Origin of the sequence: Nocardiopsis yanglingensis (genome assembly GCF_045809185.1) — a bacterium.
Classification (GTDB): domain Bacteria; phylum Pseudomonadota; class Gammaproteobacteria; order Xanthomonadales; family Xanthomonadaceae; genus Stenotrophomonas; species Stenotrophomonas yanglingensis.
In genome coordinates this window covers 24,757-38,663 of record NZ_JBJNRH010000017.1, presented here as the reverse complement: position 1 = coordinate 38,663, position 13,907 = coordinate 24,757, and the positions used below count along the sequence as shown (strand labels likewise).

The 13,907-nt window shown below is 66.2% G+C and carries 13 protein-coding genes; 10 read left to right on the top strand and 3 right to left on the bottom strand.

The genetic code is table 11. The annotated features are described in order from the left end of the window. The first annotated feature begins 169 nt into the window (after positions 1 to 169). Positions 170 to 523, top strand: coding sequence for a hypothetical protein (locus ACJ7C5_RS18335; protein WP_229297663.1), 354 nt, complete (start codon positions 170 to 172; stop codon positions 521 to 523). 38 nt (positions 524 to 561) lie between these two features. Here ACJ7C5_RS18335 and ACJ7C5_RS18330 read toward each other — a convergent pair whose 3' ends face one another. Further along, the gene (locus ACJ7C5_RS18330; RefSeq protein ID WP_412704722.1) at positions 562 to 1,674 is read right to left on the bottom strand and encodes a PLP-dependent cysteine synthase family protein; all 1,113 of its coding nucleotides are present in this window, start codon (positions 1,672 to 1,674) and stop codon (positions 562 to 564) included. A gap of 122 nt (positions 1,675 to 1,796) precedes the next feature. On the opposite strand from ACJ7C5_RS18330, the gene gloA reads away from it, so the two are divergent. Then, positions 1,797 to 2,315, top strand: coding sequence for a lactoylglutathione lyase (gene gloA, locus ACJ7C5_RS18325; protein WP_412704721.1), 519 nt, complete (start codon positions 1,797 to 1,799; stop codon positions 2,313 to 2,315). 133 nt (positions 2,316 to 2,448) lie between these two features. After that, positions 2,449 to 2,868 (top strand): VOC family protein, encoded by a 420-nt coding sequence (locus tag ACJ7C5_RS18320; RefSeq protein WP_412704720.1) that lies wholly within the window; start codon positions 2,449 to 2,451, stop codon positions 2,866 to 2,868. Positions 2,869 to 2,935: 67 nt separating this feature from the next. On the opposite strand, the gene ACJ7C5_RS18315 is transcribed toward ACJ7C5_RS18320, so the two are convergent. Both ACJ7C5_RS18315 and glmS read right to left on the bottom strand, forming a co-directional pair. Continuing rightward, positions 2,936 to 3,367 (bottom strand): CBS domain-containing protein, encoded by a 432-nt coding sequence (locus ACJ7C5_RS18315; RefSeq protein ID WP_049421412.1) that lies wholly within the window; start codon positions 3,365 to 3,367, stop codon positions 2,936 to 2,938. A gap of 446 nt (positions 3,368 to 3,813) precedes the next feature. Beyond that, entirely contained in the window at positions 3,814 to 5,652 is a 1,839-nt protein-coding gene (gene glmS / locus ACJ7C5_RS18310; protein WP_088027262.1) for a glutamine--fructose-6-phosphate transaminase (isomerizing), read from the bottom strand. A 203-nt stretch (positions 5,653 to 5,855) separates the two neighbouring features. On the opposite strand from glmS, the gene ACJ7C5_RS18305 reads away from it, so the two are divergent. From ACJ7C5_RS18305 to ACJ7C5_RS18275, 7 genes are all read left to right on the top strand, one after another. Then, positions 5,856 to 7,133: an efflux RND transporter periplasmic adaptor subunit gene (locus tag ACJ7C5_RS18305; RefSeq protein WP_094001049.1), complete on the top strand. Its 1,278-nt coding sequence runs from the start codon at positions 5,856 to 5,858 to the stop codon at positions 7,131 to 7,133. Positions 7,134 to 7,168: 35 nt separating this feature from the next. Further along, the gene (locus ACJ7C5_RS18300) at positions 7,169 to 7,894 is read left to right on the top strand and encodes an ABC transporter ATP-binding protein (RefSeq protein WP_014038558.1); all 726 of its coding nucleotides are present in this window, start codon (positions 7,169 to 7,171) and stop codon (positions 7,892 to 7,894) included. A 10-nt stretch (positions 7,895 to 7,904) separates the two neighbouring features. After that, positions 7,905 to 9,203, top strand: coding sequence for an ABC transporter permease (locus ACJ7C5_RS18295; RefSeq protein ID WP_412704719.1), 1,299 nt, complete (start codon positions 7,905 to 7,907; stop codon positions 9,201 to 9,203). 20 nt (positions 9,204 to 9,223) lie between these two features. Further along, complete coding sequence (locus tag ACJ7C5_RS18290) at positions 9,224 to 10,441, top strand: ABC transporter permease (RefSeq protein WP_412704718.1); 1,218 nt, start codon at positions 9,224 to 9,226, stop codon at positions 10,439 to 10,441. A 1-nt stretch (position 10,442) separates the two neighbouring features. Further along, a complete protein-coding gene (locus tag ACJ7C5_RS18285; protein WP_088027270.1) occupies positions 10,443 to 10,838 on the top strand; it encodes a PDZ domain-containing protein in 396 nt (131 codons plus the stop codon). A 125-nt stretch (positions 10,839 to 10,963) separates the two neighbouring features. Then, the gene (locus ACJ7C5_RS18280; protein ID WP_412704717.1) at positions 10,964 to 12,310 is read left to right on the top strand and encodes a sigma-54-dependent transcriptional regulator; all 1,347 of its coding nucleotides are present in this window, start codon (positions 10,964 to 10,966) and stop codon (positions 12,308 to 12,310) included. Beyond that, entirely contained in the window at positions 12,307 to 13,659 is a 1,353-nt protein-coding gene (locus ACJ7C5_RS18275; RefSeq protein WP_412704716.1) for a sensor histidine kinase, read from the top strand. The genes ACJ7C5_RS18280 and ACJ7C5_RS18275 overlap by 4 nt, the downstream gene beginning before the upstream one ends. Positions 13,660 to 13,907: the final 248 nt, after the last annotated feature.

The window sequence follows — 13,907 nt, the reverse complement described above, 5'->3', positions numbered from 1 at the left end:
GCTGGCAGGCGGGGCTGACAAGGGGGCGCGGCCCGGCATTCACGTCGGCCTTACGGTCGCGGTTCGAAGCTCTGCCTGCGGGGGAGTCCGCAGCGGTACGCACCGAACGAGGCCCTACATGGAAGGTCTGGCTGCAGTTGCATCCGCCTCACCGGCCCGGTCACTGGCATTGTCCGCCAGTCCGGCCGAACTGACCTGGATCGCCGCATTGTGCGATGCCGGCGACGACGCCCCGCGCCACCTGCAGCAACTGCAGGCCGTGCTTCAGCAGGGCGGCACCTTCAACGATGCCCAGGAGTGGTACCCGTTCGAGGTGATCGAACGCGGCGCCAGCCAGCTGCGGCTGGGCCATGAGCGCGAGTTCGTGATCTGTGTGCTGCTGTGGCTGCAGGCACTGGCCCAGGGACGCGCCAGCATCCTGGACCCGAGCCTGCATCTGGATGATCGCGCGATGGATATCGAGGCATTGCCCGATGCGCTGCGCGATGCGGTGCTGGACGCGTTCACCGCAGCGGGATACTGAATCTGCGGCGTCGAGCATGGCTCGACGCTACAAGAGCGTTACAGCGCTTCCAGGCTGCACCACGGCAGTTCCGGCAGCCCCTGCCCGGCCACTGCCGCCGCCAGCTGCGCATCGGCGCCGTCGACATCGATGCCCTGGCGCGCATACCACGCCGGGTCGTAATAGCTCTGCGCGTAGCGTTCGCCGCTGTCGCACAGGATGCTGACGATGCTGCCCTGGTGGCCGGCCTCGCGCATCCACTGCGCGGCCTGCAGCACGCCGATGAAATTGGTGCCGGTGGAGCCACCGACACGACGGCCGAGCTGGCGGCTGACATGGCGCATCGCGGCCAGGCTCAGCGCGTCGGGCACCTTCACCATCGCATCGACGCTGGTCGGGATGAAACTCGGCTCCACCCGCGGCCGGCCGATGCCTTCCACGCGCGAACCGCCGCTGCAGGTCAGGCCACGCCAGTCGGGCTCACCCGCCACCGCGGCCCGGTAGCCGTCGAAGAACACCGACACTTCCGGGTCCGCGCAGAGAATGCGGGTGTCATGCCGGCGGTAGCTGACATAACGGCCCAGCGTGGCCGCCGTACCGCCGGTGCCGGGGCTGCACACGATCCATTCCGGGATCGGGCTCGGCTCTTCGGCCATCTGCTTGAAGATGGATTCGGCGATGTTGTTGTTGGCGCGCCAGTCGGTCGCGCGCTCAGCGTAGGTGAACTGGTCCATGAAGTGGCCGCCGGTTTCGCGGGCCAGCTTTTCCGAGTCGCAGTTGAGGTCGCAGGCGCGCTCGACCAGGTGGCAGCGGCCCCCGTGGAACTCGATGGCGGCGATCTTCTCCGGCGAGGTCGTGGCCGGGATCACCGCGATGAACGGCAGACCGAGCAGGCGCGCGAAGTAAGCTTCGGACACCGCGGTCGAGCCACTGGACGCCTCGATCACCGGCCGCCCCTCGCGCAACCAGCCGTTGGTCAACGCATACAGGAACAGCGAGCGCGCCAGCCGGTGCTTTAGGCTGCCGGTGGGATGGCTCGATTCATCCTTCAGGTACACATCGATGCCCTCGAACCCGGGCAGTGCCATCGGGATCAGGTGGGTATCGGCGGAACGGTTGAAATCGGCTTCGATCTTGCGGATGGCGGCGGCCACCCATTCACGCTGCGACATGGCGGGCAATGCTCAGAACGGAACGGTGCGATCCGTCCATTGTACGTCGCGGTGCCGTCAGGTGACGGCCGGTAGAATGGCCCCATCCGGCCGGCAACGGCCCTGTCTGAAGGACCTCCCCCATGACCATTCCCGCCCTGCGCGACGTCCCCGGCGTCGCCGCCCAGGCTCCGGCCGAAACCACCGGCTTCGTGTTCAACCACACCATGCTGCGGGTGAAGGACATCACCGCCTCGCTGGACTTCTACACCCGCGTGCTCGGCTACCAGCTGATCGACAAGCGCGACTTCCCGGACGCCCAGTTCAGCCTGTACTTCCTGGCCTACGTACCGGCCAGCGCGGTGGTGCCGGAAGACGACTCCCAGCGCCGCGTGTGGATGGCTGGCCTGCCGGGCGTGCTGGAACTGACCCACAACCACGGCACCGAAAACCAGGACGGCGCGGTCTACCACGACGGCAACAGCGACCCGCGCGGCTTCGGCCACATCTGCGTGTCGGTGCCGGACATCGAGGCGGCCTGCCAGCGCTTCGAGGATCTGGGCGTGACCTTCCAGAAGCGCCTGACCGACGGCCGCATGAAGAACCTGGCCTTCATCAAGGACCCGGACGGCTACTGGGTCGAGATCATCTCCAACGTCTGACCCAGAAAGGGGCACATTCCCGGGGGCGCCGGGCCATGCCCGGCGGCCTTGAGCAGGCCGCGCTGCGCGCACGCCGGGCACGGCCCGGCGCTACCGACTCCGTCCCCTTTTTTGCGAGGTTCGTATGGAAACGATGGAACTGCACCGTGGCCGCCTGATCGACCACCTGCAGCTGGTGGTGCGTGACCTGGCCGCCAGCCGCCGCTTCTATCAGGCGGTGTTCGACACCATCGGCATCCCGATCGCCGGCGAAGGCGATGATTACTTCTGGGCAGATGAGCTGTTCATTTCCAGCGCCAGCAGCGAGGCCGCCGCCGGCCAGCTGACCGGCCGCCACCACCTGGCGTTCCAGGCGCGCGACAGCGCCACCGTCGATGCCTTCCACACTGCAGCCATCGCCGCCGGCGGTACCGACAACGGTGCACCGGGCGAACGCCCCTACCATCCGGGCTACTACGGCGCCTTCGTGCTCGATCCGGATGGCAACAACATCGAAGTGGTCTATCACGGCCCGGCGAGCTACAGCGCCGATTCGGTGAAGGTCACTTTCTGATATCACCGAAGCCGTGAACGAAGAAGCCGGGCAATGCCCGGCTTCTCTGCGTCCAATGGTCCAGCCCTCAGTGGGCGGCCATGTAGATGTCCTGCAGCACGGCCTTTTCCAGTTCCAGCTCGCCCAGCAGGTTCTTCACGATATCGCCCAGGCTGAGGATGCCGACCAGGCGGGCGCCTTCGGTGACCATCAGATGACGGCGCCGCGAGTACGTCATCAACGACATGGCCTGCTTCAGGGTCGCTTCCGGCGCAATGCCTTCCAGACCGGTGGACGGCAGGCTGGAGATCACCCGGCGGCCGGCCTGCGGGCCGTCGTCGGCCAGGGTACGCACGATGTCCTTCTCGGAAATGATGCCGACCGGGGCATCGTCCTTCATCACCACCAGCGCAGCGATCTTGTTCGCGCTCATCTTGTGGGCGGCGGCACCGATGGTGTCTTCGGCGTCGATGGTGATGACAGCTTCTTTCTTGGATTGCAGGAGTTCGCGGACGTTCATTCTTGTTTCCTGGTGCAGGTCACTGAAGTCAAAAAAGTGTGCTCTTCCGATACGCCCCCTCCCCGGGAACAGACCTTTCAGTGCACGTCTGGCGCACCCGGCGGCCGCTTGGAATGGATCGGCAGACGATGTGCTGCAACGCGAACGAGGTGGGCTCAACCGCTCAACCCGGGCCTCGGTCAAATCGATTCTACGACTGCGACCATCGGTCACTACCGGCATCGATAGGACAGTTCGTCGTGGGAACCAACTGACGATCCAGAGAATGGCACCGTGGCTGAAACCGCCGCTGAATACAGGCGATGTCGCGCATTAAAGATTGATTGCCGGCTGCCGACAGCGGACAGAACACCCGACAGCTGTCCCACTTGCCACGGCCACCGGCGCAAACGAAAGGGGCCCACTTGGGGCCCCTTCGCATGCAGCATCCAATGGATCCGCCGGGCTTACTCCACCGTCACGCTCTTGGCCAGGTTGCGCGGCTTGTCCACGTCGGTGCCGCGCGCCAGCGCGGTGTGGTACGCCAGCAGCTGCACCGGGATCGTGTGCACGATCGGGCTGAGCACGCCCGCATGGCGCGGCGTACGGATCACGTGCACACCCTCGGACTCGTTGAAGTTGCTGTCCTGGTCGGCGAACACGAACAGCTCGCCGCCACGGGCGCGCACTTCCTGCATGTTCGACTTCACCTTCTCCAGCAGGCTGTCGTTGGGGGCGATCACCACCACCGGCATGTCCTCGTCCACCAGCGCCAGCGGGCCGTGCTTCAGCTCGCCTGCCGGATAGGCCTCAGCGTGGATGTAGGAGATTTCCTTGAGCTTGAGCGCGCCTTCCAGCGCGATCGGGTAATGCAGACCGCGGCCGAGGAACAGCGCGCTGCTCTTGCGCGCGAAACGCTCGGCCCAGGCGGCGATCTGCGGTTCCATGTTCAGCGCGTGCTGCACGCTGCCCGGCAGGAAGCGCAGCTGCTCCAGGTAGTCCGCTTCCTGTGCCGCATCGATGCGGCCATGCAGCTTGCCCAGCACCACGGTCAGCTGGAACAGTGCGGCCAGCTGGGTGGTGAAGGCCTTGGTCGACGCCACGCCGATCTCGGCGCCGGCGCGGGTGTAGCAGACCAGTTCGCTGGCGCGCGGGATCGCGCTTTCCGGCACGTTGCAGATCGACAGCGTGTGCTTGTGGCCCAGCGACTTGGCGTACTTCAGCGCCTCCATCGTATCCAGCGTTTCGCCGGACTGGGAAATGGTGACGATCAGGTGCTTCGGGTTCGCATAGGCGGCGCGGTAGCGGTACTCGCTGGCAATCTCCACGCTGCACGGCAGGCCGGCGATGGCTTCGATCCAGTAACGCGCGGTCAGGCCCGAGTAGTAGCTGGTGCCGCAGGCGATGATCTGCACGCCTTCAATGCCCGACAGCACGGCTTCGGCATTCTTGCCGAACAGCTCGGCCGGGAAACCACCGGCATCGATCGCCGCCTCGATGGTGTCGCCCAGCGCGCGCGGCTGCTCGTGGATTTCCTTCTGCATGAAGTGGCGGTACGGACCCAGCTCCAGCGACGCCAGCGACACATCGGACAGATGCACGTCGCGCTCGATCGGCTGGTCATGCTCGTCGAAGATGCGCACACCATCGCGACGGATCTCGGCAGTGTCGCCTTCTTCCAGGAAGATCACCTTGCGGGTGGCCGAGATCACCGCCGAGACGTCGGAGGCGACGAAGTTCTCACCCTCGCCCAGGCCGATCAGCAGCGGGCAGCCCATGCGCGCGCAGACGAAGCGCTCCGGCTCGGCGCGGCTGACCACGGCCAGCGCATAGGCTCCGGTCAGCTCTTTCACCGTGTGCTGCAACGCCACCAGCAGGTCGTCGCCGCCCTTGAGGTGATGGTGGATCAGGTGCGCGATGACTTCGGTATCGGTCTGGGACTCGAACGTGTAGCCCATCGCGCGCAGCTTCTCGCGCTGCTCTTCGTGGTTCTCGATGATGCCGTTGTGCACCAGCGCCACGCCCTGGCTGATGTGCGGATGCGCGTTGGCCTCGGTGACGCCCCCATGGGTGGCCCAGCGGGTGTGGCCGATGCCCAGCACTGCATTGAAGCCTTCGGCTTCGGCTGCCGTCGCCATTTCCGACACGCGGCCGGTACGACGGACGCGACGTACTTCGGGGCGCTCGGCATGATCGATCACCGCAATGCCCGAGGAGTCGTATCCACGGTACTCAAGCCGCTTCAGGCCTTCGATCAGCACCGGCACCACGTCGCGATCGGCGATTGCACCCACGATTCCACACATGTCACGCGTTTCCTTGAAGACGATCGGCGCATTCTAGCCCGCGTGTCCGGCTTCCCCCTCCTGTCCGCTTAATGAAAGTGTCCGGAAAGGTGTCCGCGGACACCCGGACACTCCAGCAGCCCGCCCAACCTGTTGACCTGAAAGGAAATAAAGTTGGCACGCTACGTGCTTGGTATTGGCTACCACCGTCAGGCACGCACCCGATGATCCGCGACACTTCCGCACAGGACCAGATCGTTTCCTCCGCTCCGGCCGGCGCCACCCGCGCCAACTGGCAGCGTTACCGCTGGCCGGCAGTGGGCGCCATCGTGCTGCTCGCCGGCATTGGCTGGGCCGTGCACGCCTGGTCCAACGCCAGCCGCTCCTTCGACAGCAGCCGCGTGCGCATCGCCGAAGTGAAGCGCGGCGACCTGGTCCGCGACATCGCCGCCGACGGCCGCGTGATCGCCGCCAACAGCCCGATCCTGTACGCCATCTCGGCCGGCACCGTGGACCTGAAAGTGGTCGCCGGCGACGTGGTCAAGAAGGACCAGCAGCTGGCGGTCATCGACAGCCCGGAACTGCGCAGCAAGCTGGCCCAGGAGCAGGCCACCCTGGCCGGTCTGGAAGCCGAGGCCAGCCGTGCCGCGCTGGACGCTACCCTGGCCCGCGCCAAATCGCGCAAGGAAACCGACCAGGCCACCATCGAGCGCCAGGCCGCGGACCGCGACCTGCAGCGCTACCAGCGCGGCTACGACGGCGGCGCAGTGCCACAGATCGACCTGGCCAAGGCCAAGGACTCGCTGAAGAAGGCTGACATCACCCTTGCCAACGCCACCACCGATGCCCGCCTGCAGAGCCAGGGCGCCGACCTGGACGCCCGCAACAAGCGTCTGCTGGCCGACCGCCAGAAGGCCGTGGTGGCTGAAGTGCAGCGCCAGGTCGATGCGCTGACCCTGCGTGCACCGTTCGATGGCCAGGTCGGCCAGGTGCAGGCCGTCCAGTCCACCAACCTGGCCGCCAATGCCCCGGTGCTGGGCGTGGTCGACCTGTCCAAGTTCGAGGTCGAGATCAAGGTGCCGGAAAGCTTCGCCCGCGATCTGGCGATCGGCATGCCCGCACAGCTGACCGGTGGCAACGGCCAGCCGTTCCCGGGCGAGATCAGCGCGGTGTCGCCGGAAGTGGTCAACGGCGAGGTCAATGCCCGCGTGCGCTTCGCCAGCGCGCAGCCGGAAGGCCTGCGCCAGAGCCAGCGGATGTCGGTGCGCGTGCTGCTCGATACCCGCAAGGACGTGCTGAAGGTCGAGCGTGGTCCGTTCGTCGAACAGGGCAACGGCATGGCCTACGTGATGGATGGCCGTACCGCGGTGCGGCGTCCGGTGGAACTGGGCGTCAGCAGCCTGGGCGAAGTGGAAATCAAGTCGGGTGTGCAGCCTGGCGACCGCATCGTGGTCTCCGGCAGCGACCTGTTCAAGGACGCCGAACGCGTCTCCGTCAACTGATACCTGATACCTGAATCCTGGAGAGAGGACATCCCATGTACATGCTCGAAATGCGTTCGGTCGCCAAAGTCTTCCGCACCGAACAGGTGGAAACCCACGCACTGCGCTCGCTGGAACTGCAGGTCAAGGAAGGTGAGTTCGTCGCCGTCACCGGCCCGTCCGGCTCCGGCAAGACCACCTTCCTCAACATCGCCGGCCTGCTGGAAACCTTCACCAGCGGCACCTACATGCTGGACGGCCAGGATGTGAGCACGCTGGGCGATGACGCCCGCAGCCGCCTGCGCAACCAGAAGATCGGCTTCATCTTCCAGGGCTTCAACCTGATCCCGGACCTGAACCTGTTCGACAACGTGGACGTGCCGCTGCGCTATCGGAAGATGAGCGCCAACGAGCGCCGCGAACGCATCGAGAAGGCGCTGACCCAGGTCGGCCTGGGCTCGCGCATGAAGCACTACCCGAATGAACTGTCCGGTGGCCAGCAGCAGCGCGCGGCGATCGCGCGTGCCCTGGCCGGCAGCCCGCGCCTGCTGCTGGCCGACGAACCGACCGGCAACCTGGACACGCAGATGGCCCGCGGCGTGATGGAACTGCTGGAGGAGATCAATGCCGCCGGCACCACCATCGTGATGGTCACCCACGACCCGGAACTGGCCGCACGCGCGCAGCGCAACGTGCACATCGTCGATGGCCAGGTGACCGACCTGGTGCGCGAGCCGGTGCTGGCCACCCCGCCGCGCCACATCGTCGCCGTCAACGAGTGAGGGCACTCTCATGTTCGCCTACTACGCCCGATTGGCGGTACGCAGCTTCCGCCGCAACAAGATCCTGACCGCGCTGATGGTGGTCGCCATCGCGCTCGGCATCGGTGCCTCGATGACCACGCTGACCGTATTCCACGTGCTGTCCGGTGACCCGATTCCCGGCAAGAGCCACCGCCTGTTCTATGTGCAGCTCGACGCCGCGACCGGTGCCTATGTCGCCGGCGAAGAGCCGGAAACCCAGTTGACCCGCTTCGACGGTGAAGCGCTGCTGCGCGAAGCCAAGGGCGAGCGCCAGGCGCTGATGAGCGGTGGCGGCGGCACCATCGAGCCGGACAACAGCACCCTCAAGCCCTTCAGCATCGACACCCGCTGGACCTCGGCCGACTTCTTCCCGATGTTCGAGGTGCCCATGCAGTACGGACGCCCGTGGACGCGAGAGGACGATGAAGGCCGTGCACGCGTGGTGGTCATCTCCAAGGCCCTCAACGACAAGCTGTACCAGGGCGCCAACAGCGTCGGCCGCGACCTGCGCATGGAAGGCCAGAGCTACCGCATCGTCGGCGTGATGAAGGAATGGAGCCCCGAACCTCACTTCTATGACCTCACCACCGGCAGCTACGGCAAGAACGAAGACCTGCTGCTGCCGATCTCCACCTCGTTCGACCTGAAGCTCGGCAACAACGGCAACATGAACTGCTTCGGCGAAAATCCCGACGGCAACAGCTACTCGCTCAATGCACCGTGCGCGTGGCTGCAGTACTGGGTGGAATTGGACCCGGCCAAAGCCGCCGACTACCGCCGCTACCTGGAAAACTATTCGACCCAGCAGCGTGAGGCCGGCCGCTTCAAGCATCCGCCGAACGTGCGCCTGCGCACCGTGATGGAATGGCTGGACTTCAACGGCGCAGTACCCAGCGATGTGCGCCTGCAGCTGTGGCTGGCGCTGGGCTTCCTCGGTGTCTGCCTGGTCAATACGGTGGGCCTGCTGCTGGCCAAGTTCCTGCGCCGCAGCGGTGAAATCGGCGTGCGCCGTGCCCTCGGTGCCAGCCGCGGCCAGATCTTCCTGCAGTGCCTGGTGGAAGCCGGCGCGGTCGGCGTGGTCGGTGGCGTGCTGGGCATCGGCCTGGCCCTGCTCGGCCTGTTCGCGGTGCGCCAGCAACCGGTGGAGTACGCCAAGCTCGCCCACCTGGACGGCAACATGCTGCTGCTCGCACTGGGCCTGACCCTGTTCGCCAGCCTCGCCGCCGGTTTCCTGCCCGCCTGGCGCGCCATGCAGGTCACCCCGGCCATCCAGCTCAAGTCGCAGTAAGCATCCGAACGAGGACTCCCATGGACATCCGCCCCATCCTCAGCACGCTGCGCCGGCACAAGACTGCCGCTGCCCTGATCGTGCTGGAAGTCGCACTGACCTGCGCCATCGTCTGCAACGCGCTGTTCCTGGTCAGCCAGCGCGTGGAGAAGATCAGCATGCCCAGCGGCATCGCCGAGAACGAACTGGTGATGCTGCGCGTCAGTGGCATCGGCAAGCAGACCGACGCCCTGGCCCGTACCCGCGAGGACCTGGCATCGCTGCGCGCCATCCCCGGCGTCAGCAACGTCACCATCATCAACCAGGTCCCCTTCCGCAACGGCTCCTCCAGCAGCAGCATCTCGCGCGTGATCGACCAGGAACGGCCGACCACCAACGCCTCGATGTACACCCTGTCCGAGAATGGGCTGGCGACGATGGGCATCAACCTGATCGCAGGCCGCGATTTCCTGCCCGACGAGTACCAGAACTTCGAAGACGTCAGCAAGGGTGGCGCCAAGGAGAAGGCCATCCCGGTCATCTTCACCCAGTCCACTGCCGCCAAGATGGAGCCCAACGGCAGCGCACTGGGCAAGACCTACTACATGGGCAAGCAGTCGCTGCATGTGGTCGGCATCGTCGACACCCTCAGCACGCCCAATGGCTGGAGTGACAACTGGACCAACTCGATGCTGCTGCCGATCCGCACCACCTTCGACAAGGGTGGCACGTATGTGCTGCGGACCTCGCCGGAGCGCCGCCAGGACGTGCTCGACGCCGGTGCCGCTGCGCTGGAGCGCAACGACCCCAACCGCCTGATGCGCGACAAGCTCACCTATGAAGACCAGCGCAAGGACTTCTTCAAGAATGATCGTGCGATGGTCGGCCTGCTGATCACCGTCAGCATCTCGCTGCTGGTGGTCACCGCGCTGGGCATCATTGGCCTGGCCAGCTTCTGGGTGCAGCAGCGCAGCAAGCAGATCGGCATCCGCCGTGCGCTGGGCGCCACCCGCGGGCAGATCCTGCGCTACTTCCAGACCGAGAACTTCCTGTTGGCCACGCTGGGCATCGTGCTGGGCATGCTGGCGGCCTACGCGATCAACCTGGCACTGATGAACCTGTACGAGCTGCCGCGCATGCCCCTTCACTACCTGCCATTGGGTGCGCTGCTGCTGTGGCTGCTTGGCCAGATCGCCGTGTTCGGACCGGCGCGGCGTGCGGCGGCGGTACCGCCTGCGGTTGCCACGCGGGGCGCGTGAGATGCGCGCCTGCGCGATGTGCCTGAGCCTGCTGTTGCTGCCACTGCCGGCGCTGGCCGGCGGTGGCAGCGCGCAGACACTGGAATGGCGCCAGGATGGGGCGCGGTTGTCGCTGCGTTCGACGGAGGGCCTGGTGCGCGTGGAAGCCGCCAGCCCGGAAGTGCGCTTCGGCGTGCGCAGTGGCGATCGCATCCTCCGCGTGGACGACACGGCGGTGCGCCGGGTCGAACATCTGGCCGAGGCCCTGCACCATTCCTACGCGGCCACCGCCTATCTGTTGCTGCGCCGCGACAAGCGCGAACTGACGGTGGCGGTCGACGCCGCAGCCTGGCGCCAGGCGCTGAAGGTGCCGCCGCCACCTGCGCCGCCACCGCCGCCGGCGCCTCCCCGGCGCTGAGCAAGGTCCGCTCCTGCACAGCCACCGGTTTGGCTATGCTTGATGGGTGGCGCCGGGCTCTCCCGGCGTATGGACACGAACACGGCTCCATCGGCGCCGCCCATCCCTTTCTGCAGAACCGCTTGATGCCTTCGATCCTGATCATCGACGACAACGCCAGTGTCGGCACCGCACTGGACGTGCTGTTCTCCCTGCACGACATCGACACCCTGCAGGCGCAGAGCCCGGCCGAGGGGCTGGCATTGCTCGAGTCGCAGCCGGTCGACCTGGTGATCCAGGACATGAATTTCAGCGAGGACACCACCTCCGGCGAGGAAGGCGAAGACCTGTTCGCGCAGATCCGCGCGCGCCATCCGGACCTGCCGGTGATCCTGCTGACGGCCTGGACCCACCTCAGCAGCGCGGTGGACCTGGTCAAGGCCGGCGCCGCCGACTACCTGGCCAAGCCGTGGGACGACCGCAAGCTGCTGACCACGGTCAACAACCTGCTGGAGTTGTCCGAGGCGCGCCGCGAACTGGACCGGCGCCGCAGCCGTGAACTGCGCCAGCGCAACGCGCTGGAAGAGAAGTACGACCTGTGCGGCGCCGTGTTCGCCGATCCAGCCAGCGAGCGCGTCATCGCCCTGGCCTGCCAGGTCGCGCGCTCCGAGCTGCCGGTACTGATCACCGGCCCCAATGGTGCCGGCAAGGAAAAAATCGCGCAGATCATCCAGGCCAACTCGCTGGTGGCCAAGGGCCCGTTCATCACGGTCAACTGCGGTGCACTGCCGTCGGAGCTGATCGAAGCCGAACTGTTCGGTGCCGATGCCGGCGCCTACACCGGTGCCAACAAGGCACGCGAAGGCAAGTTCGAAGCCGCCGATGGCGGCACCCTGTTCCTGGATGAGATCGGCAACCTGTCGCTGGGCGGCCAGATGAAACTGCTGCGTGTACTGGAAACCGGGCGCTTCGAACGCCTGGGTTCCAACCGCGAACGCCAGGTCAAGGTGCGCGTGGTCAGCGCCACCAACGCTGACCTGCCGGCCATGATCCGCGACGGTACCTTCCGCGAAGACCTCTATTACCGGCTGAACACCGTGGAGCTGGTGCTGCCGCCGCTGGCCGAACGCCCCGCCGACATCGTGCCACTGGCCGAGCGTTTCCTGACTGCCGGCAAGCCGTTGGCCACTGCGGCCGCCGCTGCCCTGCAGCGGCATCCGTGGCCGGGCAACGTGCGTGAACTGCGCAACGTGATCCAGCGCGCCGAGCTGCTGGCCACCGGCAACCGCATCGAAGTGGCCGATCTCAACCTGCCGCGTGCTGCCCCCGCACCACGCCCGGCGGCCAGTGCCGGCAATGATCCCGACCGTGCGCGCATCGAGGATGTGCTGGCGCGCAACCACGGCGTCATCGCCCAGGCCGCCGCCGAACTCGGTCTGAGCCGCCAGGCGCTTTACCGGCGCATGGACCGCCACGGCATCCCACGCGAATGAAGCGTCGTTCGTTCACCTTCCGCCTGTTCCTGCGCCTGCTGCCGGTCCTGGCGCTGGCTGCGGCATTGCCGTGGCTGCTGGCTTACTGGATGAACCACGGCTGGGTGGTGACCCTGGTGTCGGCCCTGGTTCTGCTGTCGCTGATGTGGTGGACCCTGCGCCGGGCTACCGCACCGGTGCGTTCACTGATGCGTGCGCTGTCGGGGACCACCAGCAGCTACCGCGACGGTGAATACAACTTCGGCGTGCACTGGCCCGGCAACGACGAACTGGGCGACCTGGTGCAGGCGCACCGCGAGCTGGGTGACGTGCTGCGTGCGCAGCGCCAGGGCCTGGTGCAGCGCGAGCTGCTGCTGGACACCATGGTGCAGAACACGCCGGTGGCGATGCTGCTGATCGCATCCGGCGGCGACGGTATCTCCCGCGTGGTGTTCTCCAACCTGGCCGCGCGCAAGCTGCTGCATGGCGGCTGGAAGCTGGAAGGCCAGCGTCTGGAAGAGGTGCTGGAGCAGGTGCCGGTAGAGCTGCGCGATGCCATCGCCCGTGGCGGCGACAGCCTGTTCGCGGTGCATGCGGCAGGCGAAGACGGCGATGAGGATGACGAGCAGGTCTACCACCTGTCGCGCCGTGCTTTCCAGCTCAATGGCCGACCGCACGACCTGCTGCTGGTGCGCCTGCTGACCGCCGAACTGCGCCGCCAGGAAGTGCAGACGTGGAAGAAGGTGATCCGGGTGATCAGCCACGAGCTCAACAATTCACTGGCACCGATCGCGTCGCTGGCGCATTCCGGTGGCGTGCTGGTGCAGCGCGAGCGCTTCGACCGGCTGCCGGAAATCTTCACCACCATCGAAGACCGCGCCCGCCATCTGGAAGGCTTCATCCGGGGCTACGCACGCTTTGCCAAGCTGCCGCAGCCGCAGTTGCAGACCGTGCACTGGGCGCCGTTCCTGTCCAGCCTGCGCCAGCAGATCCCGTTCACCATGGATCGCGAACCGGACGAGGAGCTGAGCAGCCGCATCGACATCGCGCAGTTCGGGCAGGCGTTGTTGAATCTTTTGAAGAACGCGCATGAAGCCTGCGCCGAAGCTGATCCGCCCAACGATGACGTACAGGTGCAACTCACGCGGCTGCCGCAGTGGCTGCGCCTGGATGTACTGGACCGCGGCAAGGGCATGAACGAGCAGGTGCTGCAGAACGCGTTGATGCCGTTCTATTCGACCAAGCGCAACGGCACTGGATTGGGTTTGGCGCTCACCCGCGAGATCGTGGAAGCACACGGTGGGCGGGTGTCGTTGCAGAACCGCGGTGATGGTGGGTTGTGCGTGTCGATCCTGTTGCCGGTGGGTTGATCGGGCCAACGGGGTTGCCGGTAGTGTGTATATGCCGACCAAGGTCGGCACCTGCCAAAGCTGCGGCATCGGCATCCTGCGCTCCAGGGGAACGGGAGCATCAAGAGCAAACGCAACGAGATCAACGCGTAGTTTGAATCGACTGGGTGCGGCTGTGGCTCTGGATGTTGGTTCCGCCTTGAGCGAGCCGAGCATCGCAGGGGAATCTGGGGCGCAGAGGCGCCGATGTCTGAGCGCAGCGAGTTCGG

Bases quoted from the DNA above. Each gene is read 5' to 3' on its own strand.
- ACJ7C5_RS18330 (WP_412704722.1), bottom strand. From the start codon at position 1,674: ATGTCGCAGCGTGAATGGGTGGCCGCCGCCATCCGCAAGATCGAAGCC.
- gloA (WP_412704721.1), top strand. From the start codon at position 1,797: ATGACCATTCCCGCCCTGCGCGACGTCCCCGGCGTCGCCGCCCAGGCT.
- ACJ7C5_RS18320 (WP_412704720.1), top strand. From the start codon at position 2,449: ATGGAACTGCACCGTGGCCGCCTGATCGACCACCTGCAGCTGGTGGTG.
- ACJ7C5_RS18315 (WP_049421412.1), bottom strand. From the start codon at position 3,367: ATGAACGTCCGCGAACTCCTGCAATCCAAGAAAGAAGCTGTCATCACC.
- glmS (WP_088027262.1), bottom strand. From the start codon at position 5,652: ATGTGTGGAATCGTGGGTGCAATCGCCGATCGCGACGTGGTGCCGGTG.
- ACJ7C5_RS18305 (WP_094001049.1), top strand. From the start codon at position 5,856: ATGATCCGCGACACTTCCGCACAGGACCAGATCGTTTCCTCCGCTCCG.
- ACJ7C5_RS18300 (WP_014038558.1), top strand. From the start codon at position 7,169: ATGTACATGCTCGAAATGCGTTCGGTCGCCAAAGTCTTCCGCACCGAA.
- ACJ7C5_RS18295 (WP_412704719.1), top strand. From the start codon at position 7,905: ATGTTCGCCTACTACGCCCGATTGGCGGTACGCAGCTTCCGCCGCAAC.
- ACJ7C5_RS18290 (WP_412704718.1), top strand. From the start codon at position 9,224: ATGGACATCCGCCCCATCCTCAGCACGCTGCGCCGGCACAAGACTGCC.
- ACJ7C5_RS18285 (WP_088027270.1), top strand. From the start codon at position 10,443: ATGCGCGCCTGCGCGATGTGCCTGAGCCTGCTGTTGCTGCCACTGCCG.
- ACJ7C5_RS18280 (WP_412704717.1), top strand. From the start codon at position 10,964: ATGCCTTCGATCCTGATCATCGACGACAACGCCAGTGTCGGCACCGCA.
- ACJ7C5_RS18275 (WP_412704716.1), top strand. From the start codon at position 12,307: ATGAAGCGTCGTTCGTTCACCTTCCGCCTGTTCCTGCGCCTGCTGCCG.